This window comes from Cupriavidus sp. 86D6 (assembly GCF_057815095.1).
The window spans coordinates 149,120-167,223 of record NZ_JBYPSB010000006.1; the positions used below are offsets into that span (position 1 = coordinate 149,120).

General features: G+C 66.1%; 19 protein-coding genes. 8 read left to right on the forward strand and 11 right to left on the reverse strand.

The window, feature by feature from the left end:
• From kdpA to AC3G88_RS16260, 4 genes are all read right to left on the reverse strand, one after another.
• Window positions 1–1,833: a potassium-transporting ATPase subunit KdpA gene (kdpA, locus tag AC3G88_RS16245; RefSeq protein WP_488893540.1), complete on the reverse strand. Its 1,833-nt coding sequence runs from the start codon at window positions 1,831–1,833 to the stop codon at window positions 1–3.
• Complete coding sequence (kdpF, locus tag AC3G88_RS16250) at window positions 1,833–1,922, reverse strand: K(+)-transporting ATPase subunit F (protein ID WP_400393746.1); 90 nt, start codon at window positions 1,920–1,922, stop codon at window positions 1,833–1,835. The genes kdpA and kdpF overlap by 1 nt, the downstream gene beginning before the upstream one ends.
• Complete coding sequence (locus tag AC3G88_RS16255) at window positions 1,922–2,092, reverse strand: hypothetical protein (protein WP_400393744.1); 171 nt, start codon at window positions 2,090–2,092, stop codon at window positions 1,922–1,924. The genes kdpF and AC3G88_RS16255 overlap by 1 nt, the downstream gene beginning before the upstream one ends.
• 200 nt (window positions 2,093–2,292) lie before the next feature.
• Window positions 2,293–3,264 carry a magnesium and cobalt transport protein CorA gene (locus AC3G88_RS16260; RefSeq protein WP_488771581.1) on the reverse strand — a complete coding sequence of 324 codons (972 nt, stop codon included), beginning with the start codon at window positions 3,262–3,264 and terminating at the stop codon, window positions 2,293–2,295.
• 249 nt (window positions 3,265–3,513) lie between these two features.
• Between AC3G88_RS16260 and minC the strand changes: the two genes are divergently transcribed.
• From minC to AC3G88_RS16280, 4 genes are all read left to right on the forward strand, one after another.
• Window positions 3,514–4,395 carry a septum site-determining protein MinC gene (gene minC, locus AC3G88_RS16265; RefSeq protein WP_488893541.1) on the forward strand — a complete coding sequence of 294 codons (882 nt, stop codon included), beginning with the start codon at window positions 3,514–3,516 and terminating at the stop codon, window positions 4,393–4,395.
• Between the two features lie 49 nt (window positions 4,396–4,444).
• Window positions 4,445–5,257: a septum site-determining protein MinD gene (gene minD / locus AC3G88_RS16270; RefSeq protein WP_101679758.1), complete on the forward strand. Its 813-nt coding sequence runs from the start codon at window positions 4,445–4,447 to the stop codon at window positions 5,255–5,257.
• Window positions 5,258–5,274: 17 nt separating this feature from the next.
• Window positions 5,275–5,529 (forward strand): cell division topological specificity factor MinE, encoded by a 255-nt coding sequence (gene minE / locus AC3G88_RS16275; RefSeq protein ID WP_061959726.1) that lies wholly within the window; start codon window positions 5,275–5,277, stop codon window positions 5,527–5,529.
• 397 nt (window positions 5,530–5,926) lie between these two features.
• Entirely contained in the window at window positions 5,927–7,048 is a 1,122-nt protein-coding gene (locus AC3G88_RS16280) for a porin (protein WP_488893542.1), read from the forward strand.
• A 4-nt stretch (window positions 7,049–7,052) separates the two neighbouring features.
• Here the strand turns inward: AC3G88_RS16280 and AC3G88_RS16285 are convergent, their stop codons facing one another.
• Window positions 7,053–7,859: a response regulator transcription factor gene (locus tag AC3G88_RS16285; RefSeq protein WP_488893543.1), complete on the reverse strand. Its 807-nt coding sequence runs from the start codon at window positions 7,857–7,859 to the stop codon at window positions 7,053–7,055.
• Window positions 7,860–8,050: 191 nt separating this feature from the next.
• Between AC3G88_RS16285 and AC3G88_RS16290 the strand changes: the two genes are divergently transcribed.
• The gene (locus AC3G88_RS16290; RefSeq protein ID WP_488771585.1) at window positions 8,051–8,773 is read left to right on the forward strand and encodes a response regulator transcription factor; all 723 of its coding nucleotides are present in this window, start codon (window positions 8,051–8,053) and stop codon (window positions 8,771–8,773) included.
• A 69-nt stretch (window positions 8,774–8,842) separates the two neighbouring features.
• On the opposite strand, the gene AC3G88_RS16295 is transcribed toward AC3G88_RS16290, so the two are convergent.
• On the reverse strand, window positions 8,843–9,832 hold the full coding sequence (locus tag AC3G88_RS16295) for a Bug family tripartite tricarboxylate transporter substrate binding protein (RefSeq protein ID WP_153946200.1): 990 nt from the start codon (window positions 9,830–9,832) through the stop codon (window positions 8,843–8,845).
• Between the two features lie 150 nt (window positions 9,833–9,982).
• Entirely contained in the window at window positions 9,983–10,261 is a 279-nt protein-coding gene (locus AC3G88_RS16300; protein ID WP_153946201.1) for a hypothetical protein, read from the reverse strand.
• Window positions 10,262–10,365: 104 nt separating this feature from the next.
• On the opposite strand from AC3G88_RS16300, the gene AC3G88_RS16305 reads away from it, so the two are divergent.
• Complete coding sequence (locus AC3G88_RS16305; RefSeq protein ID WP_488893544.1) at window positions 10,366–11,667, forward strand: M20/M25/M40 family metallo-hydrolase; 1,302 nt, start codon at window positions 10,366–10,368, stop codon at window positions 11,665–11,667.
• Window positions 11,668–11,738: 71 nt separating this feature from the next.
• Here AC3G88_RS16305 and AC3G88_RS16310 read toward each other — a convergent pair whose 3' ends face one another.
• Window positions 11,739–12,956 carry an MFS transporter gene (locus tag AC3G88_RS16310; protein WP_488893545.1) on the reverse strand — a complete coding sequence of 406 codons (1,218 nt, stop codon included), beginning with the start codon at window positions 12,954–12,956 and terminating at the stop codon, window positions 11,739–11,741.
• 259 nt (window positions 12,957–13,215) lie between these two features.
• On the opposite strand from AC3G88_RS16310, the gene AC3G88_RS16315 reads away from it, so the two are divergent.
• Entirely contained in the window at window positions 13,216–14,034 is an 819-nt protein-coding gene (locus AC3G88_RS16315) for an AraC family transcriptional regulator (RefSeq protein WP_488893682.1), read from the forward strand.
• 52 nt (window positions 14,035–14,086) lie between these two features.
• Here AC3G88_RS16315 and AC3G88_RS16320 read toward each other — a convergent pair whose 3' ends face one another.
• Both AC3G88_RS16320 and AC3G88_RS16325 read right to left on the reverse strand, forming a co-directional pair.
• On the reverse strand, window positions 14,087–15,334 hold the full coding sequence (locus AC3G88_RS16320; protein ID WP_488771589.1) for a M20 aminoacylase family protein: 1,248 nt from the start codon (window positions 15,332–15,334) through the stop codon (window positions 14,087–14,089).
• A gap of 224 nt (window positions 15,335–15,558) precedes the next feature.
• A complete protein-coding gene (locus AC3G88_RS16325) occupies window positions 15,559–16,407 on the reverse strand; it encodes a fumarylacetoacetate hydrolase family protein (protein WP_488771590.1) in 849 nt (282 codons plus the stop codon).
• A 240-nt stretch (window positions 16,408–16,647) separates the two neighbouring features.
• On the opposite strand from AC3G88_RS16325, the gene gstA reads away from it, so the two are divergent.
• The gene (gene gstA, locus AC3G88_RS16330; RefSeq protein ID WP_488771591.1) at window positions 16,648–17,274 is read left to right on the forward strand and encodes a glutathione transferase GstA; all 627 of its coding nucleotides are present in this window, start codon (window positions 16,648–16,650) and stop codon (window positions 17,272–17,274) included.
• Between the two features lie 17 nt (window positions 17,275–17,291).
• Here the strand turns inward: gstA and AC3G88_RS16335 are convergent, their stop codons facing one another.
• The gene (locus AC3G88_RS16335; RefSeq protein WP_488893546.1) at window positions 17,292–18,077 is read right to left on the reverse strand and encodes an oxygen-binding di-iron domain-containing protein; all 786 of its coding nucleotides are present in this window, start codon (window positions 18,075–18,077) and stop codon (window positions 17,292–17,294) included.
• Window positions 18,078–18,104: the final 27 nt, after the last annotated feature.

Genomic DNA, 18,104 nt, shown 5'->3' on the forward strand with positions numbered 1-18,104 from the left:
TTACTTGGCGGCCGCCGCAATGGCGGCGGGCTGCAGTTGCTCTGCGACCGGGCCCAGCGCCAGCGCGGGCACGTAGGTCAGTGCGCCAACCAGCAGGACCGAACCCACCAGCAGCACCACGAACAGCGGGCCGTGCGTGGGCATCGTGCCGGACGTTGCCGGCGTGCGGCGCTTGGCGGCCAGCGATCCGGCCATGGCCAGCACCGGGACGATGATCCAGAAGCGGCCCAACCACATCGCCGCGGCCAGCAGCACGTTGTAGAACGGCGTGTTGGCGGACAGCCCGGCAAAGGCACTGCCGTTGTTGTTGGCCGCCGACGACAGCGCGTACAGGATCTCCGAGAAGCCGTGCGTGCCGGGGTTGAATACCCCTGCGCGGCCCGGCTCCGCCATCACCGCGATGGCCGTGCCGACCAGCACCAGCAGCGGCGTCACCAGGATGGCCACGGCGGTCATCTTCATCTCGTAGGCCTCGATCTTCTTGCCCAGATATTCGGGCGTGCGGCCGATCATCAGGCCCGCGATAAAGACCGCCAGCACCGCGTAGACCAGCATGCCGTACAGGCCCGAGCCCACGCCGCCGAAGACCACCTCGCCCAGTTGCATCAGCAGCATTGGCACCAGGCCGCCGATGGCCGTGAACGAGTCGTGCATGGCGTTCACGGCGCCGCACGACGCGGCCGTGGTGATCGTCGCGAACAGCGCGCTGGCCGAAATGCCGAAGCGCACTTCCTTGCCCTCCATGTTGCCGCCGGCCTGCAGCGCCGATGCCACATGGTCAACCGGCAGCGCCGACAGCGCGGCGTTCACCTGCTGCTCGGACGCCATCGCGGCCACCGCCATCACCACGAAGATCACCGTCATCGACGCGATCACGGCCACACCCTGGCGGCGGTCCCTGACCATCTCGCCAAACGTGAAGCACAGCGCGGCCGGGATCAGAAAGATCGCCAGCATCTCGATCAGGTTTGCCAGGGGCGTCGGGTTCTCGAACGGATGGGCCGAGTTGGCGTTGAAGAAGCCGCCACCATTGGTGCCCAGCATCTTGATCGCTTCCTGCGACGCCACCGGACCCATCGCCAGCGTCTGCGTGGCGGTCTTTTTGTCCTCCGTCACGGGCTTGCCATCGCGGTCCAGCACCGGTTGCCCGGCCGCATCGACCACCGGTTGCGTGTAGTCCACTGCCGACACCAGCGACACATCCTTGTAGCTGTCGAAGTTCTGGATCACGCCCTGCCCCACCAGTGCCACGGCCATGACGATCGACAGCGGCAGCAGCACATACAGCGTGCTGCGCACGAGATCGACCCAGAAGTTGCCGATGGTCTGGGCGCTGTGGCGCGCAAAGCCGCGAATCAGCGCAAACACCACCGCGATGCCGGTGGCCGCCGAAACGAAGTTCTGCACCGTCAGCGCCAGCATCTGCGTCAGGTAGCTCATGGTGGACTCGCCGGCATAGCCCTGCCAGTTGGTGTTGGCCACGAAGCTGATGGCGGTGTTGAACGACGAATCGGGCGACACCGCGCCAAACCCCTGCGGGTTCAGCGGCAGCATGCCTTGCAGGCGCTGGATCGCGTACACGGCCATCACGCCGATCACGTTGAACACGATCACGGCGACGGCGTACTGCTTCCAGCCCATTTCGGCATCGGCGCGCACGCCGGCCAGGCGGTACAGCACGCGTTCGAGGGGACGGCCCCATGCCGTCAGCCCATAGTTGCCCTCTTCGACGGCGCGGCGCATGTAGCGGCCCAGGAACGGGCCCACCACGAACAGCACGGCAAGGAACAGGGCGAGCAGCCCCAGGAACTGGGAGAAGGTTGACGTGGGCATCAGAATTTCTCCGGCCGGAACAGTGCAACGAGCAGGTAAACGAAGATGGCGACGGCCAGGCCGCCGCTGAGCAGGTCGGTCCAGTCCATCAGAGCCTCCGGTCGGTTGCCGAATGCTTTGGCTGGGCGGGCTTCGCGCCGGTGTCGTCGGCGCCACCACGGCCAGCGGGCAGGTTGGCGCCCAGCGCGGCGCACAGGGCCAGCAGCGCGCCCGTCAACGCGCCGAAGGCCAGCAATACGAGGAAATAGATCCCGTCCATGATGTGTGTGCAGGCGGGTCGCCTGCAGAGTGATTCACGGATAGGAGGTTAGGGATCGGGGGGTAAAAACGGGGTAGAGAGGGGGAGAGGGGGTGTAAACGAAATATAAAAACGCGAAATATAAAAACGGGCGGCGCCGTGCCGCCCAGGCGCGATGTTGGTCCCCCGCCCGGTGCGAGACAGGGGAGAAAACAGCCGCGTCAGATCCAGCCGGCCCGGTGCAGCTTGCGCCAGAGCAGTCCGCAGGCCGTGACGGTGAAGCCGAGCACCACCGGATACGCGTAGTGCCACTTCAGCTCGGGCATGTCGCTGAAATTCATGCCGTACAGCGAGAACACCACCGTTGGCACGGCCAGGATGGCGCCCCAGCCGGCCAGCCGCTTGACCACCTCGTTCTGCGTCACCGTCACCAGCGCCAGGTTGACCTGAACGGCCGTGGTCAGCATCTCGCGCACCACGTCCAGCGAGCGGACGATGCGGCTGCAGTGGTCCTCGATATCGCGGAAATACGCGCGCAGTTCCTTGGGCACCAGGTCTTCATGCAGCCGGATCAGCTGGCCGCAGATATCCTCCACCGGGTACACGGCATTGCGCAGCCGCAGCACCTGGTGCTTGACGTGGTACAGCCGCTCGATGGCCTCGCGGTCGAATTCATCGCGGAAGATGCCCTGCTCCAGCTGCTCGAAGGTGTCCTCCAGCCGCGTGACGATGGGCAGGTAGTGGTCCACCACGAAGTCCATCAGCGCGTACAGCACATAGCCCGGGCCATTGGCCAGCCCCTGCGGGTCTTCCTCGCAGCGTTGGCGCACGGGCGCGTAGGTGGAACTGGCCCCGTGGCGCACCGACACCACGTAGTTGGGGCCGACAAACAGGTGGGTCTCGCCCACCACCACCTCCTCGCCGGCCAGCTGCGCGGTGTTGAGCACCACGAACACCGAATCGCCGTAGGTTTCGAGCTTGGGCCGCTGATGGGCGTCCAGCGCGTCTTCCACGGCCAGGTCATGCAGCCCGAAAGCCTGCTGCACCCGGCGCAGCAGCGTCAGGTCGGGCTCGTGCAGGCCCAGCCAGACGAACGTGCCCGGTTCCGCCAGCACCTGGCCGATATCGGCGAAGTCCACCTTGCCAAGCTTCTTGCCATTGCGATACGCCGCACAGTTGACGATGGCGCCCATGGCTCCTCCGCGATCAAGATGCGCAATCGTAACAAGGGCGGCAGAACCGTGCGATAGGCGTTGCGCTGACATCAGGGTGTACCCGAACTCGGGCCATCCCGGTACCCGTACCGCCCCGCCCGCCACACGCGCGCGCCCTTGCGGGGGGCATATGGTCCGCATGGTTCACCCCCTGCGGGCCGACCAAGATTTGTTACAGTTCCCGAGAAATCCGACGTTAGAATGTCCCATTTCCACGGTCACCCGGCTATGTCCCAGAAGAAATCGCCACGCTTCGAGCTGCGCAGTGGCAATGTCGACGCCCTCCTTCTCGCCCTGCAGACCGCGGACATCGACGCGCTGCGGGATGACCTTCTCTCCCGCTTCGAATCGACTCCCGATTTCTTCTCCGACGACGTGGTGGCGCTGGACCTGCGCCGCCTGGACGGCGACAGCGCGCTGGCGCTGGACCGCGTGATCGACACCCTTTCCACCTTGAAGGCGCGCGCCATCGGCGTGGTGGCGCGCCCCGACCAGCGCGGCTGGGCGGGCGGCTTCGGGCTGCCGCTGCTGGACAGCCAGAGCCGGCGCGGCGGCCGCGACGACGCGGCCCGGGACAGGCCGGACGCCGAAAAGGGTGCCGAAAAGGGTGCCGAATCGGCTTCCGGACAGGGTGCCGCCGATGACGCGTCCGCCAGCGCCAACCCGGCCGGCAACGGTGTGCAGGGCGCCGAAGCGGGCGCGGCCAACGGCAGCGCATCGGAAATCGCCGAAATCATGGCCGCCGCCAACGCCGCGGCCGCCACGCCGCGCGCCATCCCCACGCTGCTGATCGACAAGCCGCTGCGCTCGGGCCAGCAGGTGTACGCGCAGGGTGACGTGGTGATCCTGGACCTGGTCAGCTACGGCGCCGAGGTCATCGCCGAAGGCAACATCCATATCTACGCCCCGCTGCGCGGCCGTGCGCTGGCGGGCGTCAAGGGCAACCCGGACGCGCGCATTTTCTGCACGTGCCTGGAGCCCGAACTGATTTCCATCGCCGGCATCTACCGGACCGCCGAGCAGACGCTCCCGGCCGACGTGCTCGGCAAGTCGGCCCAGGTGCGCCTGGCCGACGAGAAGCTGATTCTTGAACCGCTGCGGATGAAATAACGCCGCCGCGCCCATCACGACGAACCACTTTCATACCGGACCAAGAGCCATGGCAAAAATCATCGTAGTGACCTCCGGCAAGGGAGGCGTCGGCAAGACCACCACCAGCGCGAGCTTCGCCGCCGGCCTGGCCCTGCGTGGCCACAAGACTGCCGTGATCGATTTCGACGTCGGCCTGCGCAACCTCGACCTGATCATGGGGTGCGAGCGCCGCGTGGTGTATGACCTGATCAACGTGGTGCAGGGCGAAGCCAACCTGCACCAGGCGCTGATCAAGGACAAGAAGTGCGAGAACCTGTTCATCCTGCCGGCGTCGCAGACGCGCGACAAGGAGGCGCTGACGCGCGAGGGCGTGGAAAAGGTCATCAACGACCTGAAGGCCATGGACTTCGAATTCATCGTCTGCGATTCGCCGGCCGGCATCGAGACCGGCGCGCTGATGGCCATGTACTTTGCCGACGAGGCGCTGATCGTGACCAACCCCGAAGTCTCGTCGGTACGTGACTCGGACCGCATTCTCGGCATCCTGGCCTCGAAGACCAAGCGCGCCAGCGAAGGCGAGACCATCAAGGAACACCTGCTGATCACGCGCTACAACCCCAAGCGCGTGCATGGCGGCGAGATGCTGTCGCTGACCGATATCCAGGAAATCCTGCGCATCAAGTTGATCGGCGTGGTACCGGAATCGGAAGCCGTGCTGCATGCTTCGAACCAGGGCACGCCGGCCATCCATCTGGAAGGCACCGATGTGGCCGACGCCTATGGCGACGTGGTGGACCGCTTCCTGGGCAAGGACAAGCCGCTGCGTTTCACTGACTACCAGAAGCCGGGGCTGCTCTCGCGCATCTTCGGCAACAAGTAAAAGGAGGGCTCATCCATATGTCGATCCTGTCCTTCCTGCTCGGGGAGAAGAAGAAGTCCGCGTCGGTCGCCAAAGAGCGGCTGCAGATCATTCTCGCCCACGAACGGACCGGCCATTCGGCGCCGGCCGACTACCTGCCGGCCCTGCAGCGCGAGCTGGTGGCCGTCATCTCGAAGTACGTGAAGATCAGCGACCAGGATCTGCGCGTCAGCCTTGAGCGCCAGGACAACCTGGAAGTGCTCGAGGTCAAGATCGAGATTCCGCAGGCCTGACCTGCCGCAGCGCCGGCAACGTCGGCGCCGCGGCCATGGCCATCCCCACCGAGGGATAACCCTTCCCCACATTCGTTGGGGATATTGCAGCGCAACAACCGCCCGGCGCGGCGGTTGTACGGCACGCTGCCGCCCGCCTCCTTTCCCGCTCCCCGCCTGACCTGCACCGCCGTGGCGCATGGTGCCATGCACCAATTCGCGGGCCTTCCGGCATTGTGTAGCGGCAAACCAACGGATTTGCACCAAATGTCTTCCCGGAACGCGCCTGCGCCTCGGATTTATGTCCGAAACACCCGCCTTTTGTTAAATTTTCGCGGCGTTTAGTGCAAACGTTATCCACAAAGACGGACGCGCCGTGATCCGGGGCGATCCGACCACAAGACAGAAAAGGAGCACCATGAAGAAATCGCTACTGGCCCTCGCCGTTGGTTCGCTGTGCGCAGGCAGCGCCTTCGCGCAATCGTCGGTCACGCTGTACGGCATCATTGACAACAGCGTTCACTACACCACCAATGCCGATGCCCAGAACCACGGCCAACTGGCCCTGGACAATGGCGCGATCACGCAAAGCCGTTGGGGCATCAAGGGCTCGGAAGCCCTGGGCAACAACCTGAAGGCAATCTTCCAGCTGGAAAACGGCTTTAACGGCGACAACGGCACGATGAGCTCGTCGGGCCAGATCTTCAACCGTCAAGCCTACGTCGGCCTGGCCGGCGACTTCGGCTCGGTCAAGCTGGGCCGCCAGTACACCGAAGGCTTTAACCTGTTCGGCGACTTCGACCCGCTGACCATTGGTAACTACAACGGCAACTCGTGGATGTACTACAGCTTCACGCAGCTGCGCCGTAACAACGTCATCAGCTACAGCGGCTCGTTCAGCGGCCTGGACGTCGGCCTGAGCTACGGCTTCGGCGAATCCCCGGGTAGCTTCACGAAGGCCAGCAGCTCTTCGAACACACCGTACTTCGGCGCTCGCCTGGCTTACAACTGGGGGCCCTTCGGCGTTGGCGGTGTGTATCAGGAAATCCGCGACGTCAACGGCAACAAGCAGCAAATGTGGGGTGCTACGGGTAAGTACACCGTCGGACCGGCAAAGCTGTTCCTGGGCTACATTGGCAACAAGGACCACACCGGCCAGATGGACGCCGTCCTGAACACTGCGCTCATCGCCACGACTACCCGCTGGACCGTCCCGACCACGGCTGGCTCTGCTGCCGCCAACGCCAACCCGCGCAAGGACACGCTGGGCTTCGCTGGCGTGACCTACAACGTCACCCCGGCCCTGGCACTGACCGGCGCGTTCTACGGCGACTACGTGGAAGGCAAGAACGGCGTTGCTGGCAGCGCCGGCAAGGGCCGTCGTTACACGGCTGCCTTCATCGCCGAGTACTCGCTGTCGAAGCGTACCCAAGTCTATGGTGCCGCCGACTGGAACAAGGTGTCGGGCGCAACCGAAATGGAACTGCCGGGTCGTGGCAACCAGACCAGCTTCGGCGCTGGCATCCGCCACATTTTCTGATCGGTCACTCGATCGGCTGTTCTGGGAAAGGCACCTTCGGGTGCCTTTTTTTTCGTCCGGCCCCGGCCCCTGCCGCCTGAGCGGCCGTGTCGCGGGCGGCCCCGTCGTCGAGCAGTTCCAGCCGGTAGCCGTAGGTGTAGACCGGCACCACGCGCACCCCGTTTTCGTCCCACAGCCCGAGCTTGTTGCGCACGCGCGAGATATGCGTGTCGATGGTGCGCGACATCGGCGAGAACTCGCGTCCCCACACCGCCGTCACCATGTGGTCGCGCGGCACCACGCGATTGGCATGGCGGAACATCAGCAGCGCCAGTTCGAATTCCTTGGGCGTGAGCGGCACCAACGCGCCGTCACGCGTGGCCCGGTGCGTCACGATGTCGAAGGCGTAGCGGCCCCAGCTCAGGCGGTCGTCGTCGCGCTGGCGCGTATCGGGATAGACCCGTCGCAGCAGCGCCTGGATGCGGGCGGACAGTTCCACTGGCCGGATCGGCTTGACCATGTAGTCGTCGGCGCCGGCGGACAGCGCCACCGCGATATCGGCCTCGGCCTGGCGCCCGGCCACGAACATCACCGGCAGGCGCGGGTCCAGGTGCGTGCGCACCCAGTGCAGCACCTCCAGCCCGGATACCTGCGGCACGTCCCAGTCCAGCAGCAGCAGGTCGAATGTGACCTTGCGCAGGGTCAGCAACATGCGGCGGCCGTCGGTAAAGGTCACGCATTCATGGCCGGCGCCGTTCACGATGGCGCGGATCATCGCCGCCTGGGCGCTGTCGTTCTCCAGGGAAGCCACCCTCAGTCCTGTCTTCGTCATGCGTCGTCGCGCGCCCCGCTTCGGGGCCCCGGTGAATAAGTCCGACGACCATTAGATGCGGAGTTGCGCACAAACCCTATAAGACGATGCTCATTTTTGTGTCCGCCACAAATGTTTACTTCGTCCTCGGCGGGCCGCGACCTACCATGGGCCGCATTGAATGACTGGCAAGGACCTGCAAGGAACCCAACGTGAAGATCGCCGCGCTTGAAGATAATCCGGCTCGCATCATGGTGCTGGAGCGCGCCCTGCAACGGGGCGGGCACCATCTGGCACGCTTTCGCTGCGGGCCGCCCCTGGTGGACGCCATCCATGCCGAGCCCTTCGACATGCTGCTGCTGGACCGCGACGTGGCCGACGCCGATGCCGAGGAATTGCTCGACTGGGTCCGGCGCACGCTCGGACACGCCCTGCCCGTGATGATGTTCGGTGCCAGCGACGCCGAATCGGATGTGGCGCGCTGCCTGATGGCCGGCGCCGATGCCTATGTGCCGCAGCCGGTGCGCGACGGCGAACTGCTCGCGCGCATCGAGGCGCTGGGCCGGCGCGCCGCCACGCAGCCCGTGCGGCCGGCCACCGCGCCGGCCGGGGTGCTGGACGACGGTCCCGACCAGCTGGTCTGCGGGGAATTCCGCTTCGCGGTGGCCGAGCGCCAGGTCTGGGTGAAAGGCATGCCGGTGACGCTGTCGCCCAAGGAATATGCGCTGGCGCTGCTGCTGTTCCGCAATCTCGGCACGCTGGTGACGCGCCGGACGATGATCGACAAGGTCTGGCGCGGTGCCGACATGGAAGAACAGTCGCGCACCATCGACAGCCATCTGTCGCGCATCCGGAACAAGCTGGCGCTATGGCCGTTCAACGGCGTGATGCTGCGCACGGTCTACCGGCTGGGCAGCCGGCTCGACGTGGCTTGAAGAAAATACGATGAAGGCGCCCTGGGGGCGATCTGGCGAAAGCCCCTGCCCCCGGTCCCTCGTTTTCGGTCAGTCCGCCTTGATGCCCGCTTCCTTGACGATGCGGGCGTTTTCCTGCGATTCGGCGTGAATGGCCTTGGCAAACTGCGCCGCCGAGCCGCCGGTAGGCACTTCGCCGCCGCGCAGCAGGCGGTCTCGCACCTCGGGCTCGGCCAGCGCCTTGTTCAGTTCGGCGTTGAGCTTGTCGATGATGGCCGCCGGCGTCTTGCCCGGCGCGAAGATGCCGAATGTCGAGGTCAGGTTGGCCTTCGGATAGCCGAGTTCGTCGAAGGTCGGCACGTTGGGCAGGCTGTCGAGCCGCCTGGGCGCGCCCACGGCGATGGCCCGCAGGCGGCCAGCCTGCATATGCTGCGTCAGCATCGGGCTGGCGTTGGTGCTCATCACTTCGAACTGGCCGCCCAGCGCATCGTTCATCTGCTGGCCCGCGCCCTTGTACGGGATCAGCGTGATGTCGGCCCGGGACTTCGCGCGCACCTGTTCCAGCATCACGTGGCCCACCGTGCCCAGGCCCGACGTGGCCCAGCGCACCGAGCCCGGCCTGGCCTTCGACTGGGCGATCAGGTCCGGGAACGCCTTGCCGGTGAAGCTGGGCGTGGCAATCACCAGCACGGGCGAGTACATCACGCTCATGACCGGCGCCACATCGCGCTGGGGGTCATAGTTGACGTGTCCCACGTGCGGATTGAGCGTCAGCGGGCTGGTCGAGGCGAAACCGAGCGTGTAACCATCGGGCGCGGCCTTGGCCACGGCGTCGATGCCGATGCTGCCGCCGGCGCCGGCCTTGTTTTCCACCACCACCGACGTGCCCATCTGGACCGACAGCTTTTCGCCCAGCGCGCGCGCCACGGCGTCGCTGATGCCGCCGGTGGGATAGGCCACGATCATGCGGATCGGCCGGCTCGGGTAGTTGTCGGCGGCAAGGGCGGGGGCAGCGGCGGCGGCCATCAGCGTGACGGCGAGGCAGGCGGCGCGCAGCGGCAGGAGACGGAAAACGGCCATGGTCGGGCTTGGAAGCGGGAAATACGTGGGAATGGGCGCGAACGCGGCGCGCGAAAGACATCGTCTGGGTACCGGGTGGCGCGCGTTGGCGGCGTCCGGCCAGCCGCTATCTTAGCTGATCGGCTATGCCACCCCCGGCCGTGCGGGCGGCTATCGCACCAGGGGGTGCTCGGGCACCCACGACACGAACAGTTCGTTGGCGCGGTCGTAGAGCCGCCAGCCCGTACCGCACTCGCGGCAGGTGAACGACATCATGCTGAAGGGCACGCCAGCCGCACTCTGGCTGACCAGCGGCGCGGTGTTGCGCAGCGCCAGGCACGGATGCGGCTCGCGGCGGCGCGGATCGTCGGCAAGGGCAAGGCAGTGGGCGCAGGCGGGACGGGCAGACATGGCGGGTAATGCGGAGGGCTGGGGCACGGCGGACTTCATGACCCAGATGATGCCGCAAAACCGATGCCAGGGTACTGGACCCGTGCGCGTTGCGCGCGCAACATGTGGGCTCCACACCACCAGGAAGAAAGAGGAGTCGTTCCGTGTCCGTCCCCCGCCCCGTGTTTCGTCATCGTCCTGTCACCCTGTCATCGGTCGCCCTGGCCGCCGCGCTGTTTGCCGGCACCGCCGCAGCCGCGCCGGTCGAACCTGTCTACCGGCTTGCCCAGCAGGAAAAGCCCGCGCTCATCAGCACCATGAAGGACTTGGTGTCGATCGAATCCGGCAGCAAGGACATCGAAGGCCTGGACCGCATTGCCAACCTGATCCGCGACCGGCTGGCCGCCATGGGGGGCGACGCCAGGCTGGTGGCGCCGACCGAGGTCTACCGCATGGAGGACACGCCCGAGACCGTGGGCAAGATGGTGCATGCCACATTCCAGGGCACGGGCAAGCGCAAGATCATGCTGATCGCCCACATGGACACCGTGTACCTGCGCGGCATGCTGGCACAGCAGCCGTTCCGCGTGGAAGGCGACAAGGCCTACGGGCTGGGCATCGCCGATGACAAGAACGGCGTGGCCGTGATCCTGCACACCGTGGCGATCCTGCAGAAGATGAACTTCAAGGACTACGGCACGCTGACCGTGCTGATCAACGGCGACGAGGAAATCAGCTCGCCGGGCGCCCGCGCGATGCTGACCAAGCTCGGTTCGGAGCAGGACGCCGTGTTCTCGTGCGAGGCGACGCGCGTGACCGGCGACCGCCTGTCGCTGGCCACCAGCGGCATCGGCGCTATCGCGCTCAAGGTGGACGGCAAGTCGTCGCACGCGGGCAGCTCGCCGGAACTGGGCCGCAATGCGCTGTACGAGATGTCGCACCAGATCCTGCAGATGCGCGACCTGTCGAATCCCGATACCGGGCTCAAGGTCAACTGGACACTGTCGCAGGCCGGCACCAATCGCAACGTGATTCCCGCCGTGGCCACGGCTCAGGCCGATGTGCGCGTGCTGCGCACCGCCGACTATGACGGCCTGGAGAAGACGTTGCAGGAGCGGACCAGGAAGACGCTGATTCCCGACACCAAGGTCGAGGTCAAGTTCGAGCGCCGCCGGCCGCCGCTGGAAGTCACGCCGGCCGCGCGCGCCCTGGCCGCCCATGCCCAGGGCATCTATGCGGAAATCGGTGAAAAGCTGGCCGTCTACGACACGGCCGAAGGCGGCGGCACCGATGCCGCATTCGCCGCGGCAGCCACCAGGGCCCCGGTCATCGAGCGTTTCGGCCTGCGCGGGTTCGGCGCCCATTCGAACGATGCCGAGTATGTGGACCTGAACTCGGTCACGCCACGCCTGTACCTGCTGACGCGCATGATCATGGATGTGTCGCAGGACAAGGCTGGGAAGTAAATAACTCCCCTTGGTTTTGCTCCCCTCTCCCATGCAGTGGGAGAGGGGAGAAAACCGGCGGGTGATTCAAATCAAGCCGCCTTCGCGCGTCCCCGCAGGTCTGGCAGGAACACCGCCAGCAGCCCCAGCAGCGGAAGGTAGGCGCAGAACTGGTAGACCGATTCGATGCCATGGGCGTCGGCCAGCTTGCCCAGCACAGCGGCGCCGATGCCGCCCATGCCGAATGCGAAGCCGAAGAACAGGCCCGACACCATGCCGACCTTGCCCGGAATCAGTTCCTGGGCAAACACCAGGATGGCCGAGAACGCCGACGCCAGGATGAAGCCGATGATCACCGTCAGCACGGCGGTCCAGAACAGGTTCGCGTGCGGCAGCATCAGCGTGAACGGCGCCACGCCCAGGATCGACGCCCAAATCACGCGCTTGCGGCCGATGCGGTCGCCGATCGGGCCGCCCAGGATCGTGCCCGCCGCTACCGCGAACAGGAACAGGAACAGGTAGACCTGCGACGTCTGGCGCGTCAGCCCGAACTTCTCCATCAGATAGAACGTGTAGTACGTGTTCAGGCTGGCCATATAGAAATACTTCGAGAAGATCAGCAGCAGCAGCACCGTCATGGCGCGCACGACGGTCGATGTCGGCAGCTTGGCCACCGCGCCGGCGGCGGCCTTCTTCTTCGCGGCGCGCTCGGCCAGATGGCGGCCGTACCAGCCGCCGATCTGCCACAGCACCGCAATGGCCAGCACGGCCGCCAGCGAGAACCACGCCACGCTGCCCTGCGTATGCACGATCCACGCAGCCAGCAGCGGACCCATGGCGCTGCCGCCATTGCCGCCCACCTGGAAGATCGATTGCGCCAGGCCATGCTGGCCGCCCGATGCCAGCCGCGCCACGCGCGACGACTCAGGATGGAAGATCGACGATCCGGTACCGACCAGCGCCGCCGCTACCAGCAGCACACCGTAGCTGGGCGCCACCGACAGCAGCAGCAGGCCGCCCAGCGTGAAGCCCATGCCGATGGCCAGCGAATGGGGCTTCGGGTGCTTGTCCGTGTACAGGCCGACGATCGGCTGCAGTAGCGATGCGGTGATCTGGTACGTCAGCGTCAGCAGGCCAATCTGCGCGAAGCTCAGGTTGAAGCCGCCCTTGAGCATCGGATAGATGGCCAGGATCAGCGACTGGATCATGTCGTTGAGGAAGTGCGCGAAACTGATCGCGTACAGCACGCGGAAGCGCGTGCCCTCCTCGCGAGGCGCCGCGGCGGCGGCGGAATGGACGGTTGTGCTCATGGTCGGGGGCGCATTGGCCAGTTTTCTTCTCAGGAATCTTCCCGGAGCCCGTTTCCACGGGATTAAAGGAAGTGTGACGATGCTAATTGGCAAACCTGCGCCTGTCCTGCGAGAATAAGGCCGCAACCTTGGAGAAAAGGACATGCCGGGTACCCCGCGACCGCCACAACGCCGCAAGCCGTCCGCACGACCGACATCCGCCGCCCACCCTGCCCCGCGCATCGCCTGGGTCGATCCCGACACCCCGGGCAGCCGACCCCTGCCCCCCGATGCGCCGCGCGATCCCGCCATGGACGCCCGCGCCGACACCTATGCCGAGCGCCCCGCCTATGTCCAGTACGACCGCAGCCCGATGCCGGTCACGGCCATGGCTGCCGACTATGTGCCGGGTCACGTCACCAAGCCCCACCAGCATCCGCATGCCCAGCTGATCCATGCCATGCATGGTGTGATGGTGGTCTCGACGGCCGAAGGCCAGTGGACCGTGCCGCCCACGCGCGGCATGTGGATGCCGGGCGGCACCACGCACTGGATCCGCATGGTGGGCCGGGTGCAGATGCGCACCGCCTATATCCGCCCCGACGCCGCGCCCGATCTGCCCACGGCATGTACCGTTCTGGGCATATCGCCGCTGCTGCGCGAGCTGATCCTGGCCGCCATTGACGTGCCCGCTCTATATGACATGGATTCGCGCGATGGCCGCCTGATGCGGCTGCTGCTCGACGAAGTGAAGCTGGTGCCGACGCTGCCGCTGCACCTGCCCCGCCCCACCGACCCGGACCTGCGCACGATCTGCGACCAGATCGTCGGCGAGCCCGATACCGGCCTGACCCTGACCGACTGGGGCACGCGCCTGGGCGTGGACCCGAAGACGATCCAGCGGCGCTTTGCGCGCGAAACCGGGATGACCTTTGGCCAGTGGCGCCAGCAGGCGCGGTTGCTGGCCGCGCTGGAGCGCCTGGCTGCCGGCGACAAGGTGGTGGATGTGGCGCTCGACATGGGCTACGACAGCCCGAGCGCCTTTGCGACGATGTTCCGGCGGCAGTTTGGCGTGCCGCCGAGCGCCTTCTTCAAGTGACCTACCCTGCCCTGGCGGCCTGTCGATCTGCAAACCTGCGGCGGCTCGATCGTTATTCCGCCAGATACCGTTCCACCAGGCGCGTCCAGTACGCTGCGCCCACGGTCAGGTTGTCGTCGTTGAAGTCGTAGCCGGCGTTGTGCAGCAGCGGCTGGTTGGCGCCATTGCCCATCCGCACGAAGCAGCCCGGACGCTGCTGCAGGAAGTACGCGAAGTCCTCGCTGCCCGCGATGCGATGGAAATTGCCGATCGCCCGCTCCGGACCCACCAGTTCCTCGGCCACCTGCCGGGCGAATTCGGTCTCCGCCTCGCTGTTGACCAGTACCGGATAGCCGCGCACGTAGTCGATATCGGCGGCGGCGCCATAGCCTTCGGCATGCGCCGTGACCAGCTGGCGGATACGCGCTTCCATCGACGCCCGCACCTCGGCGCTGAACGACCGCACGCTGATTTCCATGCGCGCGCTGTCCGGGATCACGTTTGGCGCGTGGCCGGCGTGCAGCGTGCCGATGGTGACCACGGCGGTCTCGTTCGGATCGACATTGCGCGCCACGATCGATTGCAGCGCCATCACCAGGCTGCCGGCCACCAGGATCGGGTCGATCGACTGGTGCGGGCGGGCCGCGTGGCCACCCTTGCCGCGAATGGTGATCGTCACCGTGTCGCACGCGGCCATGAACGGCCCCGCGCGGAACATGAACGTACCGGCTTCCACGCCAGGGTGGTTATGCAGGCCAAAGATGGCGTCGCACGGAAACCGTTCGAACAGGCCATCGGCCAGCATGCGCTCGGCCCCGCCGCCGGCGCCGATTTCCTCGGCAGGCTGGAAGATCAGGTGGACAGTGCCGTTGAAATGGCGCGTGCGCGCCAGCTGGCGGGCAGCGCCCAGCAGCACGGCGGTGTGCCCGTCGTGGCCACAGGCGTGCATCCTGCCTTCGTTGACGCTGGCGTATGGCAGGTTGGTGCGCTCGTGGATCGGCAGCGCGTCCATGTCGGCGCGAATGCCGACGCTGCGCTGGCTGCTGCCCGACCGCAGCGTGGCCACCACCCCGGTGCCGCCCACACCGCGCGTCACGGTGTAGCCCCACCCTTCGAGCTTGCTGGCGACAAGCTCGGCGGTACGGACTTCATTGAAGGCGAGTTCGGGATGCTGGTGGATGCTGCGGCGGATGTCCTGCAGTTCGTCACGCGAGTCGAGCGTGTCATGCAGGGTGCAGAAGGTGCGGGTGGGACCGTTCCGGGCGAGGCTGACCGGGACGGTCTTCAATATCGACTCGATTTCGGGGGCGTGTTCAGACATGGCATTGCTCTTGTTTGGCAGACATCATGTAAGAACAGTATTTCACGCACCCCCGGGAGGTGAAACCCCGAATGGGAATTTCGTGCGAAAGCGCCCCATATGGTCCCAAAACTGTTGCCCTTAACGGACGCTTTGTTTGAAAACGCGACGCTTTGCAAGACGATGTTTCAGCGGGGAACCTCGCGAAGCCACGCGGTCGCCCCGCTTTTTTCACATCGCAGAATCTAGCGTTCGCCGTACGCCACAACCTTCTGGCTCTGTTCGCCCAGGCCCTCGATGCCCAGGCGCATCACATCGCCAGCCTTCAGGTAGCGCGGCGGCTTGAAGCCCATGCCCACGCCGGGCGGCGTACCGGTGGCGATCAGGTCGCCGGGTTCCAGCGTCATGAAGCGGCTGACGTAGCTGACCACCGTGGCCACGTCGAAGACCATCGTCGCGGTGCTGCCCTTCTGCATGCGCTCGCCGTTGACGTCGAGCCACATGCCCAGCTTCTGGGCGTCGGGCACCTCGTCGCGGGTGACCAGCCACGGGCCGACCGGGCAGAACGTGTCGCAGCCCTTGCCCTTGTCCCAAGTGCCGCCGCGTTCGAGCTGGAATTCGCGCTCGGACACATCGTTCACCACGCAGTAGCCCGCCACGTGCTCCAGCGCCTGGGCCTTGGACACATTGCGCGCCGTGGTGCCGATGACCACGCCCAGTTCCACCTCCCAGTCCGACTTCTTTGACTCGAACGGCAGCATCACGGCGTCGTTCGGGCCGTTCAGCGAGGTATTCGCCTTCAGGAACACGATCGGCTCGGCCGGCAGCGGCATGCCTGCCTCGGCGGCATGGTCGGCGTAGTTCAGGCCGATGGCGATGATCTTGCCAATACCGGTCCAGGGCACGCCATGGCGCTGGCCCTCCACCACGGGCAACGTGGCCGGGTCGATCGCGGCCAGCCGGGCCAGCGCCGCCGGCGCCAGTTCGCCCGGGCCGATATTGCCGACGACACCGGACAGATCGCGCACGCGCCCATCACGGTCAACCAGGCCCGGACGCTCGGCGCCGGGGTTTCCTACACGGACTAGCTTCATCTTGTCTCCTATGGGGGTCAGGTCAGCCTCGCGAGCATATCGCAAGCCAGCGGCCCGCGCGCGGCCCCCGCACGCCCGTCCCCGACCGCCCTGCGTCGGCATTCTTCTGACACATCATGCAGGCCATGCATCTTTGCATACCCGCTGTGCATCGCCACGCATTGTGGGGGCCTGGGCCGCTGCCTAGACTGCCATCACCGCACGCCGCACCCCGCGCCGTGCCATCTCCCAAGGAATCCCATGAAGCTCTACTATTCGCCCGCCGCCTGCTCGATGGCCGTTCATATCGCCCTGCGCGAGGCCGGCCTGCCCGTCACGCTGGCCCGCGTCGACCTGATCCATCACACGCTGGCCGAGCCCGAAAACGGCACCAACGACTACTACGCCATCCACCCGCGCGGCTATGTGCCACTGCTGCAGCTCGATGACGGGTCGCGCCACAGCGAGGCGTCCGCCCTGCTCCAGTTCATCGCCGACATGGTGCCGGCACGCAACCTGCTGCCGGCGCCCGGCAGCCAGGCCAGGCTGGAGGCCGTGGGCTGGCTGACGCTGATCTCCACCGAACTGCACAAGGTGTTCAGCCCGTGGCTGTGGCACAAGGAAACCGACGCCAGCACCGTCGAGGCCTGCAAGGCCAAGCTGCACAAGCGTTTTGGCGAACTGGACCAACACCTGGCGTCGCGCGATTACCTGCTGGGCAACCAGTTCAGCGTGGCCGATGCGTACTGCTTCACGATCGTCAGTTGGGCCCGGCTGCTGCACCTGAAGCTCGATGCGTACCCGAAGCTGCAGGAATATCTGTCGCGCGTGGCCGCGCGCCCGGCCGTGCAGGCGGCAATGCGTGCCGAGGGCCTGGTGCGCGACTGACGGCGCCGCCCGCAGGTTCAGCGCAGGACCTGCGTGGGCACCTGATAGTGACTGGCGTCGACCAGATCCAGCCCGCACTGGAGCTGCTCGACCCAGTCGATGAACCGCGCCACCATCTGGCGCCCCCGGATCGATGGCCCGTGCTGCGGCACGATGCACTGGATATCGAGCGTGCGCGCCATGGCCGCCCACAGCCGGCAGGCCTTGTTGCCGCTCATGTAGCGGCGGTGGAACCCCAGCATGCGGGCCGCGTGGGCATCGAAATCGGTCACGTCGCCGCGCGCGTCTTCCGTCGAGGTCATCGACGCCCCGAGATCGCCCGAGAACAGGATCCTGCTGATTGGATCGAAAAACTGGAAATTGCCCTCGGAATGCAGGAAATGGGCAGGCACGGCCATGATCGACGACTTGCCCAGCGGCACCACCATGCCCGCATCGGGAATCGGGACAATGCGCCCGGCGGTCTTGCCGGTCTGGCAGAAATGCGGCAGGAAGCGCGCCCAGACCTCGGAGATCAGCACGCGGCTGTCGGACGCCGTCAGCCAGCGCCCCACCGACGCCACGATGTCGGGATCGGCGTGCGACGCCAGTACGTAATCGAGCTGCTTGGGCGCGAAATAGCGGCTGATCGTCATGTACAGCTCGCTATAGGTCATCTGCCCGCCCGGATCGATCAGGGCCGCGTGCCCGTGATTGACCACCAGGAACTGGTTGCTCTGCACCGCATCGCCATGCGTATCGTCGACCAGGTCCGTAAACGCCAGGCAGACATGCCCGTTGCATTCGTAAAGCACCTTGCTCATGACTCCCTCAACCGCTTGTGGTTATTT

What these genes read in the sequence shown, in the direction of transcription:
- AC3G88_RS16285 (WP_488893543.1), bottom strand. Translation starts at nt 7,859, where the DNA reads ATGACGAAGACAGGACTGAGGGTGGCTTCCCTGGAGAACGACAGCGCC.
- AC3G88_RS16310 (WP_488893545.1), bottom strand. Translation starts at nt 12,956, where the DNA reads ATGAGCACAACCGTCCATTCCGCCGCCGCCGCGGCGCCTCGCGAGGAG.
- AC3G88_RS16280 (WP_488893542.1), top strand. Translation starts at nt 5,927, where the DNA reads ATGAAGAAATCGCTACTGGCCCTCGCCGTTGGTTCGCTGTGCGCAGGC.
- AC3G88_RS16320 (WP_488771589.1), bottom strand. Translation starts at nt 15,334, where the DNA reads ATGTCTGAACACGCCCCCGAAATCGAGTCGATATTGAAGACCGTCCCG.
- minE (WP_061959726.1), top strand. Translation starts at nt 5,275, where the DNA reads ATGTCGATCCTGTCCTTCCTGCTCGGGGAGAAGAAGAAGTCCGCGTCG.
- minD (WP_101679758.1), top strand. Translation starts at nt 4,445, where the DNA reads ATGGCAAAAATCATCGTAGTGACCTCCGGCAAGGGAGGCGTCGGCAAG.
- gstA (WP_488771591.1), top strand. Translation starts at nt 16,648, where the DNA reads ATGAAGCTCTACTATTCGCCCGCCGCCTGCTCGATGGCCGTTCATATC.
- AC3G88_RS16260 (WP_488771581.1), bottom strand. Translation starts at nt 3,264, where the DNA reads ATGGGCGCCATCGTCAACTGTGCGGCGTATCGCAATGGCAAGAAGCTT.
- kdpA (WP_488893540.1), bottom strand. Translation starts at nt 1,833, where the DNA reads ATGCCCACGTCAACCTTCTCCCAGTTCCTGGGGCTGCTCGCCCTGTTC.
- minC (WP_488893541.1), top strand. Translation starts at nt 3,514, where the DNA reads ATGTCCCAGAAGAAATCGCCACGCTTCGAGCTGCGCAGTGGCAATGTC.
- AC3G88_RS16300 (WP_153946201.1), bottom strand. Translation starts at nt 10,261, where the DNA reads ATGAAGTCCGCCGTGCCCCAGCCCTCCGCATTACCCGCCATGTCTGCC.
- AC3G88_RS16325 (WP_488771590.1), bottom strand. Translation starts at nt 16,407, where the DNA reads ATGAAGCTAGTCCGTGTAGGAAACCCCGGCGCCGAGCGTCCGGGCCTG.
- AC3G88_RS16255 (WP_400393744.1), bottom strand. Translation starts at nt 2,092, where the DNA reads ATGGACGGGATCTATTTCCTCGTATTGCTGGCCTTCGGCGCGTTGACG.
- kdpF (WP_400393746.1), bottom strand. Translation starts at nt 1,922, where the DNA reads ATGGACTGGACCGACCTGCTCAGCGGCGGCCTGGCCGTCGCCATCTTC.
- AC3G88_RS16335 (WP_488893546.1), bottom strand. Translation starts at nt 18,077, where the DNA reads ATGAGCAAGGTGCTTTACGAATGCAACGGGCATGTCTGCCTGGCGTTT.
- AC3G88_RS16295 (WP_153946200.1), bottom strand. Translation starts at nt 9,832, where the DNA reads ATGGCCGTTTTCCGTCTCCTGCCGCTGCGCGCCGCCTGCCTCGCCGTC.